The sequence below is a fragment of the Lysinibacillus sp. FSL P4-0201 genome (assembly GCF_038593425.1).
In the GTDB taxonomy this organism is placed as follows: Bacteria; Bacillota; Bacilli; order Bacillales_A; family Planococcaceae; genus Lysinibacillus; species Lysinibacillus capsici.
In genome coordinates this window covers 3,070,478-3,095,463 of the sequence record NZ_CP151995.1, presented here as the reverse complement: position 1 = coordinate 3,095,463, position 24,986 = coordinate 3,070,478, and the positions used below count along the sequence as shown (strand labels likewise).

The 24,986-nt window shown below is 37.7% G+C and carries 22 protein-coding genes and 1 riboswitch; of the genes, 19 read left to right on the top strand and 3 right to left on the bottom strand.

The features are described from left to right. Positions 1 to 25: 25 nt before the first annotated feature. Positions 26 to 1,363: a TrkH family potassium uptake protein gene (locus MKY76_RS15565; RefSeq protein ID WP_342556827.1), complete on the bottom strand. Its 1,338-nt coding sequence runs from the start codon at positions 1,361 to 1,363 to the stop codon at positions 26 to 28. A 116-nt stretch (positions 1,364 to 1,479) separates the two neighbouring features. Next, positions 1,480 to 1,621: riboswitch (cyclic di-AMP (ydaO/yuaA leader) on the bottom strand. Between the two features lie 252 nt (positions 1,622 to 1,873). On the opposite strand from MKY76_RS15565, the gene rpsU reads away from it, so the two are divergent. The 13 genes from rpsU (at position 1,874) to recO (ending at position 13,427) form a co-directional block, all read left to right on the top strand. Then, positions 1,874 to 2,047, top strand: a complete 174-nt coding sequence (rpsU, locus tag MKY76_RS15560; RefSeq protein ID WP_004227078.1) for a 30S ribosomal protein S21 — start codon at positions 1,874 to 1,876, stop codon at positions 2,045 to 2,047. A gap of 312 nt (positions 2,048 to 2,359) precedes the next feature. Further along, complete coding sequence (locus MKY76_RS15555; protein ID WP_048392188.1) at positions 2,360 to 3,688, top strand: nodulation protein NfeD; 1,329 nt, start codon at positions 2,360 to 2,362, stop codon at positions 3,686 to 3,688. Between the two features lie 3 nt (positions 3,689 to 3,691). Next, positions 3,692 to 4,696, top strand: coding sequence for a flotillin-like protein FloA (floA, locus tag MKY76_RS15550; protein ID WP_016994103.1), 1,005 nt, complete (start codon positions 3,692 to 3,694; stop codon positions 4,694 to 4,696). A 25-nt stretch (positions 4,697 to 4,721) separates the two neighbouring features. Next, complete coding sequence (locus tag MKY76_RS15545) at positions 4,722 to 5,198, top strand: hypothetical protein (protein WP_054550098.1); 477 nt, start codon at positions 4,722 to 4,724, stop codon at positions 5,196 to 5,198. Positions 5,199 to 5,252: 54 nt separating this feature from the next. Next, positions 5,253 to 5,513 carry a hypothetical protein gene (locus MKY76_RS15540; protein WP_048392190.1) on the top strand — a complete coding sequence of 87 codons (261 nt, stop codon included), beginning with the start codon at positions 5,253 to 5,255 and terminating at the stop codon, positions 5,511 to 5,513. Beyond that, positions 5,503 to 6,615 carry a sporulation protein YqfD gene (locus MKY76_RS15535; protein ID WP_342556826.1) on the top strand — a complete coding sequence of 371 codons (1,113 nt, stop codon included), beginning with the start codon at positions 5,503 to 5,505 and terminating at the stop codon, positions 6,613 to 6,615. Before MKY76_RS15540 ends, MKY76_RS15535 begins: the two co-directional genes overlap by 11 nt. 2 nt (positions 6,616 to 6,617) lie before the next feature. Continuing rightward, positions 6,618 to 7,574 (top strand): PhoH family protein, encoded by a 957-nt coding sequence (locus MKY76_RS15530; protein WP_016994096.1) that lies wholly within the window; start codon positions 6,618 to 6,620, stop codon positions 7,572 to 7,574. Between the two features lie 518 nt (positions 7,575 to 8,092). Beyond that, positions 8,093 to 10,213, top strand: coding sequence for an HD family phosphohydrolase (locus MKY76_RS15525; RefSeq protein ID WP_004227107.1), 2,121 nt, complete (start codon positions 8,093 to 8,095; stop codon positions 10,211 to 10,213). Positions 10,214 to 10,221: 8 nt separating this feature from the next. Continuing rightward, positions 10,222 to 10,695, top strand: a complete 474-nt coding sequence (gene ybeY, locus MKY76_RS15520) for an rRNA maturation RNase YbeY (RefSeq protein ID WP_048392192.1) — start codon at positions 10,222 to 10,224, stop codon at positions 10,693 to 10,695. Further along, positions 10,696 to 11,046: a diacylglycerol kinase family protein gene (locus MKY76_RS15515; protein WP_048392193.1), complete on the top strand. Its 351-nt coding sequence runs from the start codon at positions 10,696 to 10,698 to the stop codon at positions 11,044 to 11,046. A gap of 59 nt (positions 11,047 to 11,105) precedes the next feature. After that, positions 11,106 to 11,519, top strand: a complete 414-nt coding sequence (locus MKY76_RS15510) for a cytidine deaminase (protein ID WP_081011012.1) — start codon at positions 11,106 to 11,108, stop codon at positions 11,517 to 11,519. Continuing rightward, on the top strand, positions 11,506 to 12,423 hold the full coding sequence (gene era, locus MKY76_RS15505; RefSeq protein WP_004227129.1) for a GTPase Era: 918 nt from the start codon (positions 11,506 to 11,508) through the stop codon (positions 12,421 to 12,423). The genes MKY76_RS15510 and era overlap by 14 nt, the downstream gene beginning before the upstream one ends. Positions 12,424 to 12,641: 218 nt before the next feature. Continuing rightward, positions 12,642 to 13,427, top strand: a complete 786-nt coding sequence (recO, locus tag MKY76_RS15500) for a DNA repair protein RecO (protein WP_048392194.1) — start codon at positions 12,642 to 12,644, stop codon at positions 13,425 to 13,427. Positions 13,428 to 13,451: 24 nt separating this feature from the next. On the opposite strand, the gene MKY76_RS15495 is transcribed toward recO, so the two are convergent. Further along, on the bottom strand, positions 13,452 to 14,852 hold the full coding sequence (locus tag MKY76_RS15495) for an S-layer homology domain-containing protein (RefSeq protein WP_342556825.1): 1,401 nt from the start codon (positions 14,850 to 14,852) through the stop codon (positions 13,452 to 13,454). A gap of 839 nt (positions 14,853 to 15,691) precedes the next feature. Between MKY76_RS15495 and MKY76_RS15490 the strand changes: the two genes are divergently transcribed. Next, positions 15,692 to 17,410: an HD domain-containing phosphohydrolase gene (locus tag MKY76_RS15490; protein ID WP_342556824.1), complete on the top strand. Its 1,719-nt coding sequence runs from the start codon at positions 15,692 to 15,694 to the stop codon at positions 17,408 to 17,410. Between the two features lie 45 nt (positions 17,411 to 17,455). Here MKY76_RS15490 and MKY76_RS15485 read toward each other — a convergent pair whose 3' ends face one another. After that, the gene (locus tag MKY76_RS15485; protein WP_004227145.1) at positions 17,456 to 18,841 is read right to left on the bottom strand and encodes a glycine--tRNA ligase; all 1,386 of its coding nucleotides are present in this window, start codon (positions 18,839 to 18,841) and stop codon (positions 17,456 to 17,458) included. A 427-nt stretch (positions 18,842 to 19,268) separates the two neighbouring features. Here MKY76_RS15485 and MKY76_RS15480 point away from each other — a divergent pair, with 427 nt between their 5' ends. The 5 genes from MKY76_RS15480 (at position 19,269) to MKY76_RS15460 (ending at position 24,740) form a co-directional block, all read left to right on the top strand. Beyond that, positions 19,269 to 19,901, top strand: coding sequence for a helix-turn-helix transcriptional regulator (locus MKY76_RS15480; RefSeq protein ID WP_004227151.1), 633 nt, complete (start codon positions 19,269 to 19,271; stop codon positions 19,899 to 19,901). Between the two features lie 15 nt (positions 19,902 to 19,916). Further along, positions 19,917 to 20,729 carry a pyruvate, water dikinase regulatory protein gene (locus MKY76_RS15475; RefSeq protein WP_342556823.1) on the top strand — a complete coding sequence of 271 codons (813 nt, stop codon included), beginning with the start codon at positions 19,917 to 19,919 and terminating at the stop codon, positions 20,727 to 20,729. A gap of 206 nt (positions 20,730 to 20,935) precedes the next feature. Next, a complete protein-coding gene (gene dnaG, locus MKY76_RS15470) occupies positions 20,936 to 22,768 on the top strand; it encodes a DNA primase (RefSeq protein ID WP_082148142.1) in 1,833 nt (610 codons plus the stop codon). A 32-nt stretch (positions 22,769 to 22,800) separates the two neighbouring features. Then, on the top strand, positions 22,801 to 23,928 hold the full coding sequence (gene rpoD, locus MKY76_RS15465; RefSeq protein WP_004227165.1) for an RNA polymerase sigma factor RpoD: 1,128 nt from the start codon (positions 22,801 to 22,803) through the stop codon (positions 23,926 to 23,928). A 245-nt stretch (positions 23,929 to 24,173) separates the two neighbouring features. Beyond that, the gene (locus MKY76_RS15460) at positions 24,174 to 24,740 is read left to right on the top strand and encodes a hypothetical protein (protein WP_004227167.1); all 567 of its coding nucleotides are present in this window, start codon (positions 24,174 to 24,176) and stop codon (positions 24,738 to 24,740) included. Positions 24,741 to 24,986 lie beyond the last annotated feature (246 nt).

Sequence of the window (24,986 nt, the reverse complement as noted above, 5' to 3'; positions counted from 1 at the left end):
AGCGTTCTGTCTTCCTCTCATTTGGTTATCCAATCATAATATTTCCTTTTGGGTGGCGGAAACTCTCTTTTTTTCTTCGTTTTGCAATGGCAAAAGCAATGGTTAATGGTCCTACTCTTCCTGCGAACATTGTAATAATCAGAAGAAGACGACCAGCAGGTGTTAGCTCTGGAGTTAGGCCCATAGAAAGACCAACAGTACCAAACGCAGAGGTAGCCTCAAATAAGTACATCATAAAGCTATGATGCTGTTCCGTGATACTGAGAATAATCGTCACGACTACAACAATTAATCCTCCACACATTGTAACCGTCAAAGCCTTTAAGATAGTTTCAGTAACAATTCTACGTTTAAAGAGAACGACATCTTCTTTTCCTCGAATTTGTGACCACATAGTAGCTACTAAAACAGCGAAGGTTGTGATTTTAATACCTCCAGCAGTCGACCCAGAGCCTGCCCCAATAAACATGAAAAGAATCATTAAAAATAATGTAGAATGCGTTAAGTCCCCAATAGCCAGTGTATTGGAGCCAGCAGTTCGTGGTGTAACTGCTTGGTAAAGGGAACCTAATACTTTACCCCATTCGGATAATGGTCCAAGAGTTTTTTGGTTGCCATACTCAAACAAAAATATCAAAATGGTTCCGCTAACAGTGAGCAAAAGTGTCGTTACTAAGACTATTTTTGAATGGACAGAAAGCCTTTTAGTTACACGATATTCATACAATTCATTCATCACAATAAAGCCTAATCCACCGATTGTAATAAGAGCACAGATGGTGAAAACAACAAAGGGGTCATCAACATAGGCAGTCATTCCGTTAAAGCCACCCATTAAATCGAAGCCCGCGTTGTTGAAGTTGGATATGGCATGAAAAAATCCAAAATAAAGGGCCTTTCCAATAGGCATATCAAAAGAAAAACGAATCGATAGAATTAGACCACCGATTATTTCAATACATGCTGTAAAGAGTAATATTCTTTTCACTAATCGAACAAGACCAGCAATGGAGATATTATTAAATGCTTCTTTAAGCAGCAGTCTTTCTTTTAATGAAATTTTCTTTCCAAGCAGTAAAAATAATAATGTGGCAAATGTCATAAATCCTAAACCGCCAATTTGGATTAAGAATAAAAGGACCACTTCGCCAAAAATAGAGAAGGTATCACCTGTGTCAACTACAATTAAACCTGTGACACAAGTAGCTGATGTAGCAGTGAATAAAGCATCTAAAAAGGCCAAACCCTTCCCATCCTCAGTAGAAAATGGCATTGTTAAAAGAAACGTACCTATGGCAATGATAAGGGCAAAGCCCAATACAAGAATTTTGGGAGGATTTAATGCTCTTTTAAAATTGTTCATTTAATTTTTCCTCAATTCTGAATAGTAAACAACTGTTTGTTAGATGGCATAATAAAAAGACCTACGATTAGAGCATGAAAAGGGTAGAAAGCATGCTAATAATGGTGGTCAATAACGACCTCCTTCGCTTTAGCCGACGAAGTTAGCTGACGGGTAGGATGGCGAAAGAGCTTTCTCATCCCTTCTGCTAAAGCAGAATTAACCCCAAAAGATTGGTTCCTCCGTTCTCAAATAGTTGAGATTTGGCCGATATGAAATTGAATGTGATTATTCTACGCCCTTATTCTATTTTTTGTAAACCCCTTAATTGTTAGGAAAATGTAATTATTTTTATTGTGGGCGAATTGTGTATGAATAATTCGAGCAAAAATAAAACCAAAAATTCACTTGATAATTTCGCATACTTTCTATTGACCATTATTAGACAATACGATATAATTTTTTAGTACACAACAGAAGGTGATTTGCCTAATTGTGTATTGACGTGTGTTCGGAGGGAGGGAAAGAGAGATGTCAAAAACTGTCGTTCGCAAAAACGAATCGCTTGAAGATGCTCTTCGCCGCTTCAAACGTACTGTATCAAAAAGTGGTACAATTCAAGAAGTTAGAAAGCGCGAGTTCTACGAAAAACCTAGCGTAAAACGTAAAAAGAAATCAGAAGCTGCACGTAAACGTAAGTGGTAATTTAATTTCCCATTAAAAATCCCTACGTTCATAACACGCAATTGTATGATTCACTGAGCAGACAAAGTTATACCTGAAATTAATCACATTTTTGATTAATTTCAGGTATTTTACATTGCTCAACTTTACGTACATATGAAAAAGCCGAATGAAATCACTTTGATTCATTCGGCTTTTTTGCACATACTAAGTGTTAGTAATTGGCATTAGATCGAATGATAAATAATTAATAAATTTTTTAAGATTTGTGAAACTTTTCGCATGATTGACCGTATATACAGAGGAGAGGCATGTTAGAAGGGAGGGAAAAAGATGCGAAAACGGAGAATCCTCAGCTATTTACTAGTGATATGGATGACTTTTTTGTTAGCGTTTCCATTAACTTCGGCTTTTGCCAGTAATAAGGTTTATCATGTTCCGATTCATAATGAAGTAGAGCGAGGACTTCATGCATTTTTAGAACGAGCTTTTAAAGAGGCTGAAGAAAACAATGCAGAGGCGATTATCTTAGAAATACATACGCCTGGCGGTTTTGTGAATGCAGCAAGCGATATCGCCATGCTTATGGATGCAACGCAAATAAAAACGATTGCTTATATTAATAAGGATGCGCACTCAGCAGGAGCGTTTTTAGCCTTACATGCGGATGAGATCTACATGGTTCCAAATGGAACAATCGGTGCAGCGGCAGTTATCGATTCAGCAGGTAATGCAGCCGACCTAAAGGCCAATAGCGCTTGGCTTGCACAAATGAAAGCAGCAGCTGAAACGTCAGGGCGCGACCCTAAGTATGCATTAGCAATGGCAGATACCAACTATGAACTACCAGAATACCGTGCTGGCGGAAAGAATTTGTTAACCCTATCAGCCTCAGAGGCAGCAAAGGTTAAATATTCTGAAGGGACGGTTAAAGATTTTCAGGAGCTTTTAGAAGTAACCAACTTGAATGGTAGTGATGTTGTTCCCATTGAACCAACCTTTTCTGAAAAGTTAGCTCGTTTTATTACAAATCCCATCATTGTACCTATTCTATTGTCTATCGCTAGCTTAGGACTTGTGATGGAGCTTTATTCGCCAGGATTTGGTGTTCCAGGTATAATGGGCTTATCAGCACTTGGTTTATTTTTCTTTGGACATATGGTGGCCGGCTTTGCGGGATATGAAACATTATTGTTATTTATTGTTGGCTTAGCCCTTTTAATTGCAGAGTTTTTTGTCCCCGGTGGAATTGTTGGTATTTTAGGTGGTGTCTTAATAGTACTAAGTCTGATACTGGCAGGTGCAAATATGATGCAAATGATAGTAGCAATTCTCATTGCGCTTGTGATAGCGATGATAGGAATGGTGATTCTGATGAAATTTTTCGGAAAAAAACTGCATGTCTTAAACAGGCTTGTGTTAATGGATGCAACCACGACAGAAGAAGGGTATGTATCCAATGTGAATCGCACAGAACTGTTAGGAAAAATTGGGAAAACGCTTACACCACTTCGTCCATCTGGAACAATGGTACTTGGTAGTGAACGCATTGATATTGTATCAGAAGGTGGCTATATCGATGCCAATCAACATGTAGAAATTATTAAAGTTGAAGGCTCACGCATTGTTGTGAGACAAACAGATAAAGAGATGGAGGAATAGAAAATGGGTTTTGATTTAGCTTTGATTGGTCCTATTGCTGGCCTAGTTATTTTATTCATTGTGCTTGCGGTATTCTTTACCTTTGTACCCGTTGCATTGTGGATTTCTGCATTAGCAGCAGGTGTACGTGTGAGCATTTTTACATTAATTGGGATGCGATTGCGTCGTGTAATCCCTTCTCGAATTGTTAATCCGTTGATTAAAGCACATAAAGCAGGTTTACCTGTAACGATTAATCAGTTAGAGAGTCACTATTTAGCAGGTGGTAATGTTGACCGTGTAGTGAATGCCTTAATTGCGGCTCACCGTGCCAATATTGAGCTGTCATTTGAACGTTGTGCAGCAATCGATTTAGCTGGGCGTGATGTATTAGAAGCTGTTCAAATGTCTGTTAATCCAAAAGTTATTGAAACACCTTTCATTTCAGGTGTAGCAATGAACGGGATTGAGGTAAAAGCAAAGGCTCGTATTACCGTGCGTGCCAACATCGAGCGTTTAGTCGGTGGTGCTGGTGAAGAAACAGTTATTGCCCGTGTAGGGGAAGGGATCGTTTCTACAATTGGTTCGGCTACTAGTCATACAGAAGTATTAGAAAATCCAGATATGATTTCACAAACGGTTTTATCTAAAGGTTTGGATTCAGGAACAGCCTTTGAAATCTTATCCATTGATATTGCGGATGTAGATATCGGTAAAAACATCGGGGCTGAATTACAAATTGAACAAGCACAAGCTGATAAAAACATTGCGCAAGCAAAAGCTGAGGAACGTCGTGCAATGGCTGTAGCAAACGAGCAAGAAATGATTGCACGTGTTCAAGAGATGAAGGCAAAAGTAGTAGAAGCAGAGGCGGAAGTACCACAAGCGATGGCTGAAGCCTTACGTTCTGGTAATCTTGGCATTATGGATTATATGAACTATCGCAATATCCAAGCAGATACAGCGATGCGCGACTCTATCTCAAAAGTAAGCAATGATAAACCTGAAAAAAATGAACCCAATGCTTAATAACGGAAAGGAGCGAAACTAACATATGGAACAGTTAATAATCTTCGCCATAATAGCCATAGTCAGCTCTATTTTCGGAAAATCAAAAAATAAAAAGCCTCAGAAGCAGATGCCTCCTTTTAATAAAGACACCGTGGTGGAGCCTCCAGTTACGGAGAAAGCACCACATCGTACTGGGAAAGCACAGAGTTTTGAAGATTTTGCACGAGAATTTATAGGAGATTGGATTCCAGAAAATGAGAAAGTCGAGGAGCCTAAAAAATTTGTTGAAGAACAAGTGAAAAGGGAAATACCAAGCTATGTTGCTCCAGCTGTCATTCCAGCAGATATCCCTAGCCGTTCTTCTAATCGAGAAGGTCGAGGACGATTAGCTGCTGGAAAAAAAGAAGTGCAATCAGTTGGCACAAATTCGACTTTACAACTACCTCAATCTAAAAATGATCTTATGCAAGCAATCGTGATGGCTGAAATATTAGGGCCACCGAAATCAAAAAGAAAATAACTAGCATGTCCTCCTTTTTCGATGCATATATTGCCGAAGAAGGAGGCATTTTTTATGAAAAAATTATTTCAATTAACGCCACTACTTGAGTTGTTAGAATACGAATCATTAAAAATTATTGGACCCTACCGTTTTATTCATGCAGATGCGACGACCTGTTCGTTTGTCTATGCAGATTATCATATTACTGTCAATGCGGATTCAGTGACAATCAATGCGCTCAAAGAAGAAATGCTACATCTCACTGTTGACAATCTACAGGAGCTTCATATGAAAATGACAAAGAATATGGGTGTGAGCAAAAATGTGGAATAATCGGCCAATTATTATACGTATAAAGCGCCATGAAAATGTTCATCCTTTTATTCAAGCATTGCACGCTCAACATGTCCCATTAAAGCGTGTTGTCTTTCGTGAGCAGGAAGTTTCCTTTGAAACGACGATGCATTATCTACCAAAAATTCGCCGTGTACGAAGACGTTTTCGCTTAAAAATGGCTGTATTTTATGCAGATGAGCTTCAAGTTTTTCGAGCGCAAATTTGGACTTTATTGGGCTTAGCCTTTATGATTGCTATTCCAATTCTTTGTGCACAAGTCATATGGCGAGTGGACATAGAAGCCGCAACACCAGAACTAGAGCAGCGTTTAGGTAAGACCTTTCATGAAACCTTTCAATTAGAAACCCCTTTATCTCAAAAAAAGTTACCTTCCAATACGGCTATACGACAAAAGCTGTTAGAGCAACACCGAGAGCTATCATGGGTTCATATTGATAAACATGGCGGACGAGTAATTTTGAGACCACAAGAATCACCTAAACAAACAGAGCAAACAACTGATAAATTAGCCTCCCATATAGTAGCAACGAAAAGTGGTGTCATTACACACTTTAATATACAGCATGGCGAGCGAAAAATTTCAGTAAATGATACAGCCTACGAGGGTGACGTCCTCGTAAGTGGTGTATTAGAAAGTGGCACAGATCAAGTTTTTGTAGGGGCGAAGGGAGAGGTTTATGCAGACTATTGGCTTGAATGTTCATTTAAAATTCCAACAAAAATTACCGTGGAAACCTTGCAGCAAAAGCAATGGCGAGTGTTGATAAAGGGTATACATCAGGAAAAGGTGGATTATGTACAAAGAAAAGATTTACCGAATTGGCTATCCCCCTATGTTTCAATTGTAGAGGAGCAACAGACGAAAACGATGCAAGTAGAGTTGGATGAATCGAAAATTGAGTCATTGCTGATTCCTTTATTGCATGAAAAAGTATTACGTTCGTTACCTGCAAAAACAATCATCAAGAAAGAAAACCTTTTACAGGCAAAGTGGGGGAATGGTACAGTTGAAGGGAAAGTTCTATTTTTAGTCAATGAAAACATTGCAAGTCCAATACAAGGCCTACAAGGAGAATGATTATGTCAGAACAGTTAACTGTATTACAGGTGGATAATCCAAACGAAGCGGTTATGCTACTAGGTATTTCCGATGCAAATATGAAATTAGTTGAAGAAGCACTTAATGTTCATATCATTACGCGTGGTGAACAAATTCAACTTGCGGGTGAAGAAAATGCTAAGGAACAGGCAACATTTCTTCTGCATGCTTTATTGAAGGTCATTCGCAAAGGAATTAATATTGATCAACGTGATGTTACAACAGCTATTGAAATGACACAAAAAGGAACAATCGAGTATTTTGCAGAACTATATGATGAAGAAATAGCACGCACGACGAAAGGTAAGTCAATTCGTGCAAAAACAATTGGTCAACGAGAATACATACAAGCAATCCGTCATAAAGACGTTGTTTTCGGTATTGGTCCAGCTGGTACTGGGAAAACGTATTTAGCGGTAGTCATGGCAACACAGGCACTTAAAAACGGCCATGTTAAGAGAATTATTTTAACTCGCCCTGCTGTTGAAGCTGGAGAGTCTCTAGGCTTTCTTCCAGGAGATTTAAAGGAAAAGGTTGATCCATATCTACGACCTCTCTACGACGCTTTAAACGACATCTACGGCTCAGAACAAACACAGCGGCTAATTGAACGCGGAACGATTGAAATCGCCCCTTTAGCCTATATGCGTGGCCGTACATTAGATGATGCCTTTGTTATTTTAGATGAAGCACAAAATACAACACATCAACAAATGAAAATGTTCCTAACTCGTCTAGGCTTCGGCTCTAAAATGGTCATCACAGGTGATAAAACACAAATCGACTTACCCAAAAATACAGAATCTGGCTTGATTGTAGCAGAACGTACATTAAAGTATGTTAAATCTATCCATTTCCAAGTACTAGAACAAGGCGATGTCGTACGTCACCCAATCGTAGCCAAAATCATTCAAGCCTACGAAGAACAGCAACTTTAGAATTGCGTAGCAATTCTAAAGTCTGCCCCGAAAGCGAAGCGACAGGGGCAACGAGGTTTAAAGTCTGCCCCGAAAGCGAAGCGACAGGGGCAACGAGGTTTAAAGTCTGCCCCGAAAGCGAAGCGACAGGGGCAACGAGGTTTAAAGTCTGCCCCGAAAGCGAAGCGACAGGGGTAACGAGGTTTAAAGTCTGCCCCGAAAGCGAAGCGACAGGGGCAACAGGTTCTAAAGTCTGCCCCGAAAGCGAAGCGACAGGGGCAACAGGTTTTAAAGTCTGCCCCGAAAGCGAAGCAACAGGGGCAACAGGTTTTAAAGTCTGCCCCGAAAGCGAAGCGACAGGGGTAACGAGGTTTAAAACATCCGTATAGTTAAAACCTAAACCACGAATTTAATCAAAATATGGAAAAAAATGTGACAGCTATGCAAAAATGCATAGCTGTTTTTTGCTTTCTTATACATTTTTCGAGAAAAATGTATGTTGAATTGGTATGATAGTAGGTAGATAGAGGAGGTGCCAGATGGAGAAACAACTTCGAAAATTTACAGAGCTTATCGGTTTTCGCTACTTTCTTATCATCATTCTCATTTTAACAGGTGGCCTACAATTTGGGTTCATGTATGGCAATGTTAAAGGAGTTACATATGATTTCAAACCATTACAGCTTGCGCCTGAAACCGTACGATCTACTAAAACGATTGAAGACACTTATAAAACACAGCTAGAGCGAGAAAAAGCTGCCAATGCAGTGGATTCAGTCTATCAATTTTCGGAGGATGTCGCCAAGCAAAGAGCAGCGATTGTAACATCATTATTTGATTATGTTTTGGAAGTGAAAAAAGATGTTGCAAATAGTAAGGAACCTATTCCTATTGCAGACCAGGTTACACAGCTTCGAAAAAAATTTGAATCCATTGACGAAGACCAGATGCCGTTAATTTTTACAGATTCTCAGCTGGAAGGTCTATTAGTACAAAGTGAAGATGATTTAACTAGAACAAGTACGCAATTATCTAAATTTGTAGAGGAATATTTACAAAAATCCATCCGACCAGAGAACGTCTTTGTTGCACAAAATGATTTTGAAACAAAGATTCGTGGACAACGAGGATATCCTGATAAAATATTCAATACTGTCGTGTTAATAGGACGTACAAGCATTATTGAAAATGAAACAATTAACGAAGAACAAACAAAGATTCGAAAACAGCAGGCCAAAGAAAGTGTAGAGCCGACACGAATTTTACAAGGTCAGATTATTGTTCAAGAAGGCCAAATTATTGACAATGAGGCTTTTAGACAATTAGAGCTATTAGGGATGGTTAGTAATAAAGCCTCCTTTAAGCCGATAGCAGGGCTTATTATTTTAACGCTACTGCAAATGATGTTTATGTATATTTTATTTGAGCGTTGGGAGACGAACGAACGAAAAAAACGTAATGCACTGTTAGTGACAGTGATTGTTTATAGCTTGTCTATTTTGCTAATGAAATTTATTAGCTTAGTTTCTAGTGGCTTTGATGTGACGATTGCCTTTTTATTCCCGACAGCACTAGCGACGATGCTTGTACGATTGCTAGCAGATGAGCGAGCAGCCGTATTAATTACAGTTATGACGGCTGCTTCAGCAGGAGTAATTTTTCAAGAAGGCTATTCTTCAGTTATGCAAATGGAAATTACGCTGTATATCATATTCGGAGGGTTTGCAAGCCTATTCTTTTTGCGTAGTGTGGAAAAACGCTCACATATTTTACATGCGGTTGGTGTGATTTCCCTTGTAAACATGGCATTTATTGCGTTTTATTTGTTAATGACACAATCATCCTATGGCTTACCAGAATTAGCATTTTACTTAATAGCGGCGATGTTATCAGCCTTGCTTTCAGGGGCATTAACGATGGGACTTTTACCATTCTTTGAATCGGCGTTTAGCTTGCTTTCGTCTTTACGCTTAATTGAGCTATCCAATCCCAACCATCCATTATTAAAAAAATTATTAATGGAAACTCCAGGGACATATCATCATAGTGTGATGGTAGCGAACTTAGCGGAAGCTGCGTGTGAAGAGATTGGTGCTGACGGTTTATTAGCGCGTGTAGGTTGTTATTATCATGATATTGGTAAAACCAAACGACCTTCCTTTTTCATCGAAAATCAGATGTCGGGCATCAATCCGCATGATTCGTTACCACCTGAAACAAGTGCAGAGATTATTATCGCCCATACGACAGATGGTGCCAATATGTTAAAACGTTATAAAATGCCCCAAGAAATTATTGATATCGCTTTACAACATCATGGCACAAGTTTGTTAAAATTCTTCTTGTTTAAAGCAAAGGAAGAAGGAAAAAATATTGATGAGGCAAAGTTCCGATACCCAGGGCCCAAACCACAAACAAAAGAAGCAGCTGTTATAAGTGTTGCGGATAGTGTCGAGGCAGCAGTACGTTCTATGAAAGAGCCAAATGCAGAGAAAATTCAGAAGCTAGTACGAGCGATTATCGATGATCGCGTCCAAGATAATCAGTTTGATGAATGCGATATTTCAATAAAAGAGTTAAAATGTATAGAGAGAGTACTTTGTGAAACGTTGAATGGGATATTCCATTCACGTATTGAATATCCAAAGGCAGATAAGTAGGAGGATCTATGATTTTAACAATTGATTTTACGGATGAAACAAATGAAGTGGGAGCACAACATATCGAACTTGTTGAAAAGCTATTACAGCATGCTGCAAGTGTAGAAAATATTGAGCCAGAAACAGAGGTTTCGGTGACGTTTGTAACGAACAAGGCAATTCAAGATATTAATCGTGAATATCGTGGCAAAGATCAGCCCACAGATGTTATTTCCTTTGCACTAGAGGAGCTAGGTGAAGGGGAAATGGAAGTTACTTTTGAAGGTATGCCACGTGTATTAGGTGATATCATTATTTCGACTGATCGTGCAAAAGAGCAGGCAGAGGAATATAATCATTCCTTTGAGCGAGAATTAGGCTTTTTAGCTGTACATGGTTTTTTACATTTACTTGGTTATGACCATATGGAGCCAGAAGAAGAGAAAGTGATGTTTGCAAAGCAAGATGAGATTCTCCAAACTTTTGGCTTAGGTCGAGATTAGATGAATTTGCGAAAATACTTGCGATCTTTTGGCTATGCTTTTGAAGGCATCATAACTGCAAGTAAAGAACAAAATTTGAAATCACATATAGTAAGTGCAATCATTGTTATACTGGCTAGTTATTTGACAGGTTTATCTCGTATGGAGTGGTATATTGTGCTACTATTAATAGCACTAATGTTTGCGCTGGAAATGATGAATACAGCTATCGAACGGGTAGTCGATTTAGCTTCCCCTGAGATACATCCGCTTGCTAAGCAAGCAAAAGATATTGCAGCAGGTGCAGTGCTTGTATTTGCGCTATTCAGTGCTATAATCGGATTACTCATCTTTCTGCCAAAATGGTTTTAATGGAAATGAGTGTCTTCTAATTGAAAATAAACCATAAATGTGAGGGAGAATTAGTATAGATGACAATGGATATGCATGCATTATTAGAAGAATCAAAAAAGGCACGTGAAAAAGCCTATGTTCCTTATTCAAAATTTAAAGTAGGGGCAGCTCTACTAACAAAAGATGGAGAGGTTATTCACGGTTGTAATATTGAAAATGCAGGCTATAGTATGACAAATTGTGCTGAACGTACAGCGTTTTTTAAGGCAGTATCGGAGGGGATTTACGAATTCGAGGCCATTGCCATTGTAGCTGATACGGACGGACCATGCGCCCCATGTGGAGCATGTCGCCAGGTCATGATGGAGTTTTGTGCTCCAACTATGCCTGTTTATTTAACGAACTTAAAAGGTGATGTGACGGTAACGTCAGTGGGCGAATTACTACCGTTTGCATTTACGACGGAGGATTTAGAGAATGCAGGAAACTAAAAATGGCTATAAATCAGGCTTTATCTCCATCATTGGTCGTCCAAATGTTGGCAAATCGACATTTTTAAATCGTGTCATTGGCCAAAAAATTGCGATCATGAGTGATAAGCCACAAACAACACGAAATAAAGTACAAGGCGTACTAACAACAGATGATAGCCAAATGATTTTTATTGATACACCAGGTATTCACAAGCCAAAACATAAACTAGGCGATTTCATGCTGAAGGTTTCTAAAAACACATTGCGTGAAGTAGACGTTATTATGTTTATGGTTAATGCTGAGCAAAAACTCGGTAAAGGTGATGAATTTATTCTAGAAATGCTAGCAGGAAACCCAACACCTGTCTTTTTGGTCATCAATAAAATTGATGCCATTCATCCAGATGAACTAATGGGAATTATTGAGAGCTATAAAGAGCGCTATGACTTTGCGGAGATTGTACCGATTTCTGCGCTACAAGGCAATAATGTTGAAAATTTATTAGTGACATTGGCGAAGTATTTACCAGAAGGACCTCAGTATTACCCAGCTGATCAAGTGACAGATCATCCTGAACGATTTATTATATCTGAACTTATTCGTGAAAAAGTCCTACATTTAACGCGTGAAGAAATTCCCCATTCTATCGCGGTGGTAATTGATAAAATTCGTCGTGATGAAGAAAATGAGGATAAAATTCATGTAGCGGCTACAATTATTGTGGAGCGTGATTCTCAAAAAGGGATAGTTATTGGAAAACGTGGAGCCTTGCTAAAAGAAGTAGGGACACGTGCGCGAAAGGATATCGAAATGCTTCTAGGGTCTAAAGTTTATTTAGAGCTATGGGTAAAGGTGCAAAAAGATTGGCGTAATAAAGCTACACATTTACGCGATTTTGGATTCCGTGATGATGAATATTAAGTTTTTACTGGCTTAGCCAATGAATTGTAACGTTGGCGAACATTGCCCGTTGAATCAGGAATAGACGCCAAATTTTGAATTGACGGTTTTAGGTTAACTTCTTCTTGTAGGCACAAAAGGATCTAGAAGTATTTGATCATTTTTATTTTTGAGCTGTCCAAAATTATTTTGGGCAGCTCTCTTTGCATGGATAGTTCTTTTAAGAAAGGAGGGGGATTATGCTTCATAAATGGGAGGGGATTGTATTAAAGGTTCGCGCTTATGGGGAATCTAATAAGATTGTTATTTTGCTAACTCGGGAAGCTGGTAAAGTGGCTACGATGGCTAGAGGGGCAAAAAAACCTTCTAGTAGATTGGCTTCCATCACGCAACCCTTTACCTATGGGATGTTTATGGTACAACATCATACAGGCATGGGAACTTTGCAACAGGGAGAACATTTAAATTCAATGCGCCATATTCGTGAGGATATTATGGCTACTGCTTATGCTAGCTATATTATGGAATTAGTGGAGCGAGTTGTGGAAGAAGGAAAGCCAGAGCCATTTGCGTTCGATGTTTTACTACATGCACTACAAGCAATTGAGGATGGCTATGATCCTGAAGCTATTACGTTATTTGTTGAATGGAAAATGTTGCCCTATACAGGTGTACAACCTATTTTACATGCCTGTGCTGCGTGTGGCGCAGTAGATGGGGAATTCGCTTTTTCCTTTGCTCAAGGAGGATTCTTATGCCATCGCTGTTATCAACATGACCCCTATATCATTCGCTTAACGCCAACACAGCTGAAACTTATCAGGATGTTCTACACTGTTCCTATCGACCAAATTGGGAAAATAGAACTAAAAAAAGAAACAAAATATTTCATTAAAAAAATTATAACAACCATCTATGAAGAACAAACCGGTATTCGGTTTAAGACGAGAAAATTTATAGAGCAACTAGAACGTACCCCTGAACTGCAAATACGCTCGAAAGACAAAATGCCAGATGAATCTTAATGTTCATCTGGCATTTCACGTTATTTAAAATTCATCCTCATCCTCTGTCACTAAAAAGGCCCACTGTCCAGCAATTTTTTTACTTTCAATATAAAGGTATGCTGTTTCATTGTCTTTACCTGTTAAATGGAGAATCGCTAGACCTTCAGCTTTTGGCGTAATATGTAGTTGCCCGTCAAGAATTGTCGCTTTTACAGGCACTGGCTCAAAACCAAAGCTTTCGAGTGCTACATGTGTTGGTTCGAAAGGTAATTCTTGCGCTGTCAGTATTAATTCATCTGTCAAATGATATAAATCAATGCTGCGAACAAAATCATAGGAATACACATCTGCGGCCATCTTTTGTTGTTGCGTCCCATCTGAAAATGTAACAATGTATTGTCCATTTTGCGAGATGGACAGTGTTTGATCTTGTTGATTAAAGTTATAGAAATTTGAAGCGAGTGGCTGTCCATTCGCGTTTTGAACCGTCACCTCTGTTGGTATGAATGGTAATTTGCTCTCAGACAAATCGAGTGGTAAATTTTCGATATAATCATCTTCTTTTACTTCTTCAAGTGTTACCTTCAGCTTACCATTGACATTTTTGACATGTACTAAATAAAAAATGTCAATAAAATCCTCTGAATCATCAGTCAATCCAGTAATCACTAATTTACCCGTACCTTCTTTTATAGGGGTAATCGTGATAGACTCTGTCATATCTTCCTCTTCATTCCATGTGAAAATATCCTCTGCTGGCTCAAGACCACCATAAGAAGCAAAAATATAGTCCTGTTTAAATTGACTTGCATAGACGGTTGCATTGCCTAGCAACTTTTCAGCTCGTACAACAAAAGCAGCCAGCTGAGAGCGCTTTACATTGCTTTTTGGGCCGAAAGTCGTTGCAGATGTTCCTTTGGTAATCCCATTTGCAAACAATGCTTTAATATGAGGCTCAAATTCATTCCCCTTTTTAACATCTGTAAACGGTAATTGCGTGTTACTCGTACTTATTAATCCAAAGCCTTTCGCAATCATTTTAGACATTTGCTCGCGAGTGATATTTTGAGTAGGGTAGAAATAACCATTTGCACCATTAATAATGCCAGCATTTGCTAATGCTGCAATGGCTCCGTAGTTTTCATCGCCAGGTTTGATGTCTTTGAATTGGGGATTTTTTACGTGAACTGTATCTAACTTTAAAATTCCTGCTAAAATCTTCGCAGCCTGTGTACGTGTAATAGGATTAGCGGGTTTAAATGTCCCATCCATATAGCCTGAAATAATGCCACGCTCTGCTAATTGAATAATAGCCTTACCTTCTTCATTGGTTGGGTTGATATCAGGAAAAAATGATGCTGCATGTGCGGGTGCTGCGATAATAATCGCACTTGTTGCTAAAGCAGAAGCCATAGCTAGTTGAAATAAACGTTGAGACTGCAATTAAATTCCTCCAAAAAGTACAATAGAAAATTTTATAGTATATATATTTCTGGTCAGACCTTCCTATGTATCAGTTCAAACTTCCGGACGAATGAATGTTAAAAGGTGATGTGTCTTTAGCCTGTCAATTATTCATTATTTAACAGCTAATACTAACTATAATAACTTATTTATACCAAAAAGATGGAACAACGCATAGAGGGAATTTCATCCATATCATGACTGTTCGGTAATCGATTATACCTTATGTAAAAAGGGGGAGCTAAAACTAATTAACTTGCATAGCGCAGAACTCGCTTCATTTTATCTTTTAAATAAAAAGAAATACCTTCGATTTTATAGGAGGATGCAACTAGATTACCTTTCTTTTTAATGAATAAATTTCAATTTTTACAAAATAAAATTTTTGCGTAAATTTAATTTTATTTGTTATTTTTCCGTCTTTAAATGAATAATATGAAGTCTTATTTATCTATATTTTTATTTATCTATATATTTATAAGTATTTTAATAGGTAAAAAGATTTGTATTTTTGTTTAGTTTTCATTATATAAGTGGTAGAAACTGTTCATTCGAGACCCATATACTAGTTGAAAAGGCATTTTAACCTATGATATTGTAAATGGTATAGATAATGGTAATTATATTTTTTAAATATAATTAAGTCGTTTAATCTCCATCGAAACTGATGTACGCTAGATCACTTTAGACATGCCTATGAAATATAAAAGCCTCTATCAGCAAAACGTATTTTTTATACGTTTATCAGAATAGCGCAGTCCTATGGAAGAAGGAGGGAGTCACATAGTGCTTAGTACATTGCGTATGTGGCAAAATATATGCTACGAAAAGTAACCTTAAGTATTCATGAAGTTGAAGCAAATGATATATTAGCAGAAGATATTTTTTCAGAGTATCGTTTATTGGCTAAAAAGGATTTAGTTTTAACGGAGCGAATTATTGCCTTACTTAAACTTCGTAAAGTAGATGAATTATCTGTCTATCTGCCATCTGATTCAGTTCGAGTTGTCCATGATTTAAGTGCTCAACGAACAAGAGAATATGAAGATCTATTTGCCCCATTAATTGAAAAAAGAGATCCTGTGGATGATTATAAAGAGACAGTTAGTCAGCTTTTTATGACAACGTTGGAGAATGTCGTGCACGAATTACGCTATGGACAAATTCTTAAAAGCATACAGGATACGGCTTATGTAAGAGGTGTTTTTGAAAAGATTTTGGAAAAAAAACATCGCTATGAGCTACTTATGCGTTTAAAGGAATGGGACGAGTATTCATTTGTCCATTCATTTGATGTGTTTGTATTAGGTACAATTTTTGCTAGATACCTAGGTTTAACAGATATTGAAACATTAGCTAGGGGCTACCTGTTCCATGATATCGGGAAGGTTTTTATACCCCAAGAAATATTAAATCTGAAACGTAAACTCTCTGAAGATGAGTTCGATATTGTAAAGACGCACACAACAAAAGGCTACGAGCTACTCATTGAACATAACGAGGAAGACATTGCCTATTTGGCACGAGATCATCATGAACGTTTTGCGGGAAAGGGCTATCCAAATCAACTTTGTGCGGATGATATGAGTGAGGGTGTACAATTATTACAAATTGTTGATGTATATTCAGCAATGACATCCAAGAGAGTCTATCATGTTGGCTATGGTGCTACAGATGCTTTAGCTGTCTTATACAGAGATCGACATTTATATAATGAGAGCTTTATGCATAAATTTGTAGAATGTTTAGGGATTTACCCAGTAAACTCTGTTGTTATGTTATCCGATAATCGCAGTGCACAAGTAGAACTTGTTTATGATTTATTTCCTACATTACCAAAAGTAAGATTGTTAGATGAGCAAAAATCAATGAATCTTCCTTTGAACTATAGTGTGAGAATTATGAAAATGATCGACTATCGAGCTAATAGCTTTGAAGAGATTTTCAACTTATTTGTAGAGCAATTAATCCGCTGTGACGAAAATAATCTGAGAATTCATTTTAATAAATTAATTGACCATTTACATCCTAAAGAAATTGTCTTAAAAATTTTTCTGCCAGCCTTTCGTATTTTACGTTTACTAACAAGGGAAATCCAAACGGATATGACAAAGTATCGCAATTCTATTGGTATTTTAAAATCGCTACTAGAGGAGCAATTAAACGTTTTATATATGGATTATCAACATGAGCAAACGACCATATTAGTTGTGGAGACATCGTTGCGTGAAAATTTCTTCATTAAGCTTGTTCAAAGTATTTTGTATATTGATAAAATTGTGCCATTCTTTATAAACCCAGGTGATGATCAACGTATTACACAATTGATGGAACATTGTGATGTTAATGTCGCTTACTTTATTGAAGATGAACTAACTTTTGACAAACGGGTTCGTCCAATGCGAGAAGGTACATTCCTTTATTACTCACTAGCGGATATTGAGGAGCTATTAGTGAGCTTAATAGGTTTGAGCATGAAAAAGTTTTCATTCGAGGAAAAAATGCAAGAGCGCTTATTTTCAACATTTAAAGCATAAGAAAGAGGGAGTTGCCTGCTGGCTACCCCCTCTTTTTTTAAGTGATTAGAATTGTAGGTGTTTTTCAATATATGCTTTTACTTCAGCAATAGGCATACGAACTTGTGTCATAGAGTCACGATGACGTACTGTTACTTGGCCATCCTCTTTTGAATCAAAATCATATGTGATACAGAATGGTGTACCAATTTCATCTTGACGACGGTAACGTTTACCAATTGATTGTGATTCATCAAAATCAACAGGGAAGGCTTTACGCAGTTCAGCCCAAACATCTGTAGCTTCATCAGATAATTTTTTAGAAAGTGGTAGCACAGCAGCTTTAAATGGAGCCAGAGCAGGGTGGAAACGTAAAACCGTACGTTTATCATCACCTTCTAATTCCTCTTCATCATAGGCATCACACAGGAAAGCTAATGTTACACGATCAGCTCCTAATGATGGTTCAATACAATAAGGAACATAACGTTCATTTGATACAGGATCAATGTAAGTGAAATCTTCACCAGAGTGCTCCATATGTTGTTTTAAGTCGTAATCTGTACGATCTGCTACACCCCAAAGCTCTCCCCAGCCAAATGGGAATTTGAATTCGATATCTGTTGTAGCGTTAGAGTAGTGAGATAGCTCATCATCCTCATGGTCACGAAGGCGCATCGAATCTTCTTTCATGCCTAGGTTTAGTAACCAATTTTTACAGAATTCTTTCCAATATGCATGCCATTCAAGGTCTTCACCAGGTTTACAGAAGAATTCAAGCTCCATTTGTTCGAATTCACGTGTACGGAATGTGAAGTTACCCGGTGTAATTTCGTTACGGAAAGATTTACCGATTTGTGCGATACCAAATGGTGTACGTTTACGCATAGAACGTTGAACGTTTTTAAAGTTCACGAAAATACCTTGTGCTGTTTCTGGGCGTAAATAAATTTCATTTGTAGAGGATTCCGTTACACCTTGGAATGTTTTAAACATGAGGTTGAATTGGCGAATATCTGTGAAATCAGCCTTTCCGCAATCAGGGCATACTACGTCATATTTAATCATTGTTTCTTTCATTTGGTCGAATGTCATACCATCAACAATGATTTCATCGCCTTTCGCTAATGCAGCGTCTTCGATAATTTTATCTGCACGGTGGCGGGCCTTACATGATTTACAGTCGATCATTGGGTCATTGAAGTTTCCTACGTGACCAGAAGCAACCCAAGCTTTTGGATTCATCAAAATAGCAGCATCAATACCTACATTGTATTCAGATTCCTGAACAAACTTTTGCCACCATGCTTTTTTAATATTATTTTTTAATTCGACACCTAGTGGACCATAATCCCACGTGTTTGCTAAACCTCCGTAGATTTCAGAACCAGGGAAGACAAAGCCTCGATGCTTCGCTAAAGATACGATGGTTTCCATTGATTTGTTAGCCATAAAATAGCCTCCTTTAAATTTTTAATACGTTGTTTTAGCGGTAAAAACGCCATAGTTTTTTCATTCAGTTGCAACTAAATGAAAATAGCACCCGTCTCCGGGCACATTGTATGCCCAGGGACGAGTGCTAATACCCGCGGTTCCACCCTGATTGTTTTAAACGAGTAGTTTAAAACCTCTTTTCAAAAAGTTAGCTCAGGGAGTGCCTTTTCTCTGTTGCTGTGTAGACTTTCACCATCTTCTACTCGCTATAGAATGGAACAGATACTTTTTTCCCATCATCGCCTGTATAACGCAATTTGCTCGAAAATACAGATAGAGCAAGCGTATGTGTCAATATTGTAGCATGTAGTTCTTTAATTCGCAATAATTATTAAAATAGTATATAATAATTGAGCATAAGTATAACACTATTAGATTTGAGGCGGTGAGTCCAATCGAACTCAATAAACGTCAGGAAGACATATTACAAATTGTGAAAGAAAATGGCCCTATTACGGGGGAACATATTGCCGAACGTCTCAATCTGACAAGAGCAACTCTAAGACCGGATTTAGCAATCCTAACAATGGCAGGATTTCTGGATGCAAGACCAAGGGTTGGTTATTTTTATTCAGGTAAGAAGGCATCTGTTACATTAATAGATAGTATTCACAATTTAAAAGTGAAGGATTTTCATTCAGGGCCAGTAGTTGTCCCTGAAACAATGACGGTTTATGATGCAATTTGCTTTATGTTTTCAGAAGATGTTGGTACACTCTTTGTCGTAGATAAGAATGAGTTTTTGACAGGCGTACTATCTCGCAAAGATTTACTGCGTACAAGTATTGGCACGCAGGATTTAAATAAAATTCCAGTACATATTATTATGACGCGTATGCCAAATATTTCGTACTGTGAAAGATCAGATTCTTTAATTGTTGCAGCGAACAAACTTATTGAACGTGAGGTTGATTCACTACCAGTAGTTGAACCGCAAGAGGGTGGTTTAACGATTGTTGGTCGTCTTACAAAAACAACGATTACACGGGCTTTCTTATCTCTTGCACAAAATGTCTAAATGAAGGAGAGCTGCATGAAAAGACTACGCGTATTTGTTGTGTCTGATTCTGTCGGTGAAACTGGTGATCAAGTTGCAAAAGCGGTTATTAGCCAGTTCCGACCGGGTCTTGAAAATACTGTGATTCGTCGATTTCCACATATTCAATCAGAGGAGCTTATCCGTAAAATTGTTTTTCTTGCTTCGCAACAGCGAGCGTTTATTGTTTATACACTTGTTCGCCAAGAAATGCGTAAATTATTACATGATTTATGTGAACAAGAAAAAATTCAGGCTGTTGATATTTTAGGGCCAGCCTTACAATCAATGGCAGCTTTTATGGAAGAAAATCCATTAGAAACGCCTGGTATTGTTCATCTGCTGGATGATGATTATTTCAAAAAAATTGAAGCGATTGAATTTGCGGTAAAATATGATGATGGTAGAGATCCAAGAGGATTATTACAGGCTGATATTGTACTAGTTGGTGTATCACGAACTTCTAAAACACCACTATCACAATATTTAGCCCATAAAAAATATAAAGTGGCGAATGTACCTTTAGTGCCAGAGGTAGAACCACCAGAAGAACTATTACAGATAGACCCTAAAAAATGCTTTGGATTGATTATTTCCCCTGAGAAGTTAAACTCAATTCGGAAAGAAAGATTAATGTCTCTCGGCTTGAATGATGAAGCTATCTATGCACAGCATGAAAGAATTCTTGATGAGATTCAGCATTTTGAAAAAATTGTCGGTAGAATAGGTTGTAAAGTTATCGATGTGACAAATAAAGCTGTTGAAGAGACAGCAAATACGATTATCGAACATATTTTGACCTGTAAATAAGGATAGAATTTTAAACCACCTCGGTTAGCAGAGGCGGTTTTTTTGAGTGGATTTTGAAAATGGTATAGATAAAAACTAATTTTTGTTTTATAATAATAAAATTGTGGTAAAAATATTTATAAGAGAAAAATCCTAATTTTTTGTCGAGAAATAAAGGAATTTTAAAACGAATAGCGAATTGTGTTTCTAGAACGCAAATATTAAAGATGGTGATGGATTTGGCAGGGAAGATTCCAGAAGAAGTAATTGAGCAGATTCGCACACAATCAGATATCGTTGATGTTATTAGTGAATACATGCAGCTTACTAAGCGTGGGCGAAATTGGTTTGGTCTCTGTCCATTTCATGGAGAGCAAACACCGTCTTTTTCTGTATCTACAGACAAGCAAATTTTTCATTGCTTTGGTTGTGGTGCAGGGGGCAATGCCATTACTTTTGTAATGGATATTGAAGGCATTTCTTTTCCTGATGCAGTTGTGAAACTTGGGGAACGTGTTGGCATACACTTAGATGTTGAGCCAAGTTTCCCTGGAGGAACGAAAAAGATATCTAAAGCGGAAGAAAGGATGAAAGAAGCACACGCTTTTGCAGCAGATTTTTTTCATCATTTACTGTTGAATACAGAAGATGGTGAAGAACCTTTAAATTATTTGCTAGAAAGAGGATTTACAAGGGAACTTATCGAATCTAATAACATTGGTTGGTCTCTCCCAAGCTTTGATGCATTAACAATATTGCTTGAAAGAAAAGGTTATAACTTACAAGAAATTGCCGAAAGTGGCTTAATCATCAAAAGAGAGGGAGAAGAGCGTTATTTTGATCGTTTTAGAGGACGTATCATGTTTCCTATTCGAGATGAGAATGGTAAAATTATTGCCTTCTCAGGACGTGTTCTTTCATCCAATGGTGAGGAAGCAAAATATTTAAATAGTCCAGAATCACCAATTTTCCAAAAAAGTGAAGTGCTGTATAACCTAGATAAAGCACGAACTTCTATCAGAAAAAATCGTCAAGTAGTATTGATGGAAGGATTTATGGACGTTTTAGCAGCCAACTCTGTAGGTGTCATGAATGTTGTTGCGACAATGGGTACTTCGTTAACAAATCAGCATATCACAAAGCTAAAGCGCTTAGTAGAGCAAATTACGATTTGCTATGATGGTGATAATGCTGGATTTGATGCAGCGAAACGAGCGGCGCAGCTACTGCATACAGAGCGAATGAAAGTCGATATTGCCGTGTTGCCAGAAAAATTAGATCCTGATGAATACATTCACACTTTAGGTGGACAAGCATTTAAGGAACAAATTTTGGAAAAACCTCATGCGTATATTGCTTTTATGATGATGCATGCTAGACGCAATAAGAACTTTCAATTTGAAAATGATACGCTTCAATATATTCAAGAAGTTCTTGAGCAGCTAGTGGGAAGATCTTCACCAGTTGAACGAGATTTGTATATACGACAGCTATCAAATGAAACAAACATCTCGGAAGAAGCCATTTATGCCCAATTCCGAAAACTGGAGGCTAATCAGGTACGTTCTGCTAAAGTAGAAATGCCTACACAGATACCTTCAATGCCAGTCACGCAACAACAAAAGCCTATGGACGCAGCCGAACGTGCCGAACGTTTATTACTGGCTCATATGCTTCATAATATAGATGTAGTGGACAGGGTATTACGTAGTGAGCAAAAAGAGCCATTTGTACGAGATGCCTATATGGCAGTTTTTGTTCGCTTAGTTGGATTTTATGAGGAGTATGGTCATCCTGATTATCAACGTTTTGTGGAAATTTTGGATGACGCTGAATTACGAAAAATTGTCATGGAAGCGGCTTTAGTGGAGCGAGATCCTGATCAAGCAGAGGCAGAGGTTATGGACTCTATCCGTCAGCTTCAAAAATATAGAATTGAGCAAGAAATTTATCAAAAGATGCATGAGTCAAAGGAAGCGGAGAAGATGCATGAGTATGCACGTGCACTTGAAATCGCCCAACAGATTATTCATTTAAGAAAATCGTTATCGGCGATTTAACCCGATTCGGTTGTTTAGAAGGAGGAAGGTTTATGGCGGACAAGTCAGAACGTTCAAAAGAGATAGAAGTAGAAATTACATTAGATGATGCAAAAAAATTCCTACAAGAAAAAGCAAAAACAGAGGGTGAAATTTCAATGAAAGAAATTTCAGAGAAACTAACACCTTATGAATTGGAAAACGAAGAAATTTTCCATTTTGCTGAGGATCTTGAAAAGCATAAAGATATTCAAATCATTGGAAAAGAAGAATTTGAAGAAGAAAGTCTAATGAAAGAAGAAGCGAACGAGGAAACTTTCGACTTAAATGATTTGAGTGTGCCACCAGGTGTTAAAATCAATGACCCTGTACGTATGTATTTAAAAGAAATCGGCCGAGTAGATTTATTATCTGCTGAGCAAGAAATTGCACTTGCTGAACGTATTGAGCAAGGGGACGAGGAAGCGCGTAAACGCCTTGCGGAAGCAAACTTACGTCTAGTTGTATCGATTGCAAAACGCTATGTTGGTCGTGGAATGTTATTCCTTGATTTAATTCAAGAAGGAAATATGGGTCTTATTAAGGCTGTTGAAAAATTCGATTACCGTAAAGGATTTAAGTTCTCGACTTACGCTACATGGTGGATTCGTCAGGCGATTACACGCGCAATCGCTGACCAAGCGCGTACGATTCGTATTCCTGTTCATATGGTCGAAACCATTAATAAATTAATACGTGTACAACGTCAACTTTTACAAGATTTAGGTCGTGAGCCTTCTCCAGAGGAAATTGGAGAAGAAATGGATTTAACACCTGAAAAAGTACGTGAAATTTTAAAAATTGCACAAGAACCAGTATCTCTTGAAACACCAATTGGAGAAGAAGATGATTCCCATTTAGGAGACTTTATTGAGGACTCAGAAGCACAATCTCCTTCCGACCATGCAGCCTATGAACTGTTAAAAGAACAATTAGAAGATGTACTAGATACGTTAACAGACCGTGAGGAAAACGTACTTCGTTTACGTTTTGGGTTAGACGATGGTCGCACACGTACATTAGAAGAGGTTGGGAAAGTCTTTGGCGTAACGCGTGAACGTATTCGTCAAATCGAGGCGAAAGCACTAAGAAAATTACGCCATCCTTCTCGTAGTAAACGTTTAAAAGACTTCTTAGAATAAAATTTAAAATAGCTGGAGCTATCCAAGTAGTGAGAAAATGACTAATTGGTATAGCTCCTTTTTTATAGACTTGAAAAGTCAACAAAAAGAAATTAGCCCTGCTATTCACCTATCGATGCTATGCAATCATAGATAATTAGAATGAGGGAAATGCTAGATTTGCGACTTTATACAGATGTGTTTTCAAATAGTGTGAGATAAAATTGTAATACAACCATTATTAAGCAATGTTTGGAGCTAACACTATGACAAATCCTCGCAAAAAAATAATCCTTAATGAAATTTTGTTTTGGAAGCAAAATAAACTTTTACCTGAGCACTATTGTGACTTTTTAGCAGCTCTTTATACAGAGGGGGCTGACATAGAGGAGTTAGAACCAGTGCAACATCCTAAACAAGCGGTCTTGCCATCAGAAAAAAGAAAAATGATCCTATTGGTAGTGGGTCTATGTATCGCTATAATGGCTGTTTTGGCACTCTATTTTACAATGCAATCTTTAACATTGATTTTTACAGTAATCGTGGGAGTAGGCGCATGCATCCTATTTATTGCTGCGTGGCAAATGGCTCGAAAAAAACATCTACTAGCTCCCATTTTTCATGTACTAGCAGCCATCCTGTTATTTAGTATGTCGATCCGCATTTGTACTACATATTTTAGTGGAAATAATACGGTTTTATTTTGCTTGATTGCAGCAAATTGTGTCATTTGGCTTTTGTCAGGTATTAAAATGAAACTTCTATATTTCACAGTCTCAGGTGCTTTAGGATTAATAGCACTAGTTGGGTACTATATCATAAATTTATCCTGATTTAGCAAATGGTATTTCTATCGATGTACAAGGAACTCCATCTACTAAATCAGGTTAGAAACTTAATTGAACTTTAGTGTTTATATAAAACCATAATTTGTGACAATTTATCTATATAGGGTCAGTATCATGTTAAAGTTTTTACCTCAGAAGATTCAAAATCTGTACGCTAATTAAAAACGTACAGATTTTTTAATTTTGGGTATATCAATGAGTGAAAAGGGTATGATAACAGCATAAATATAA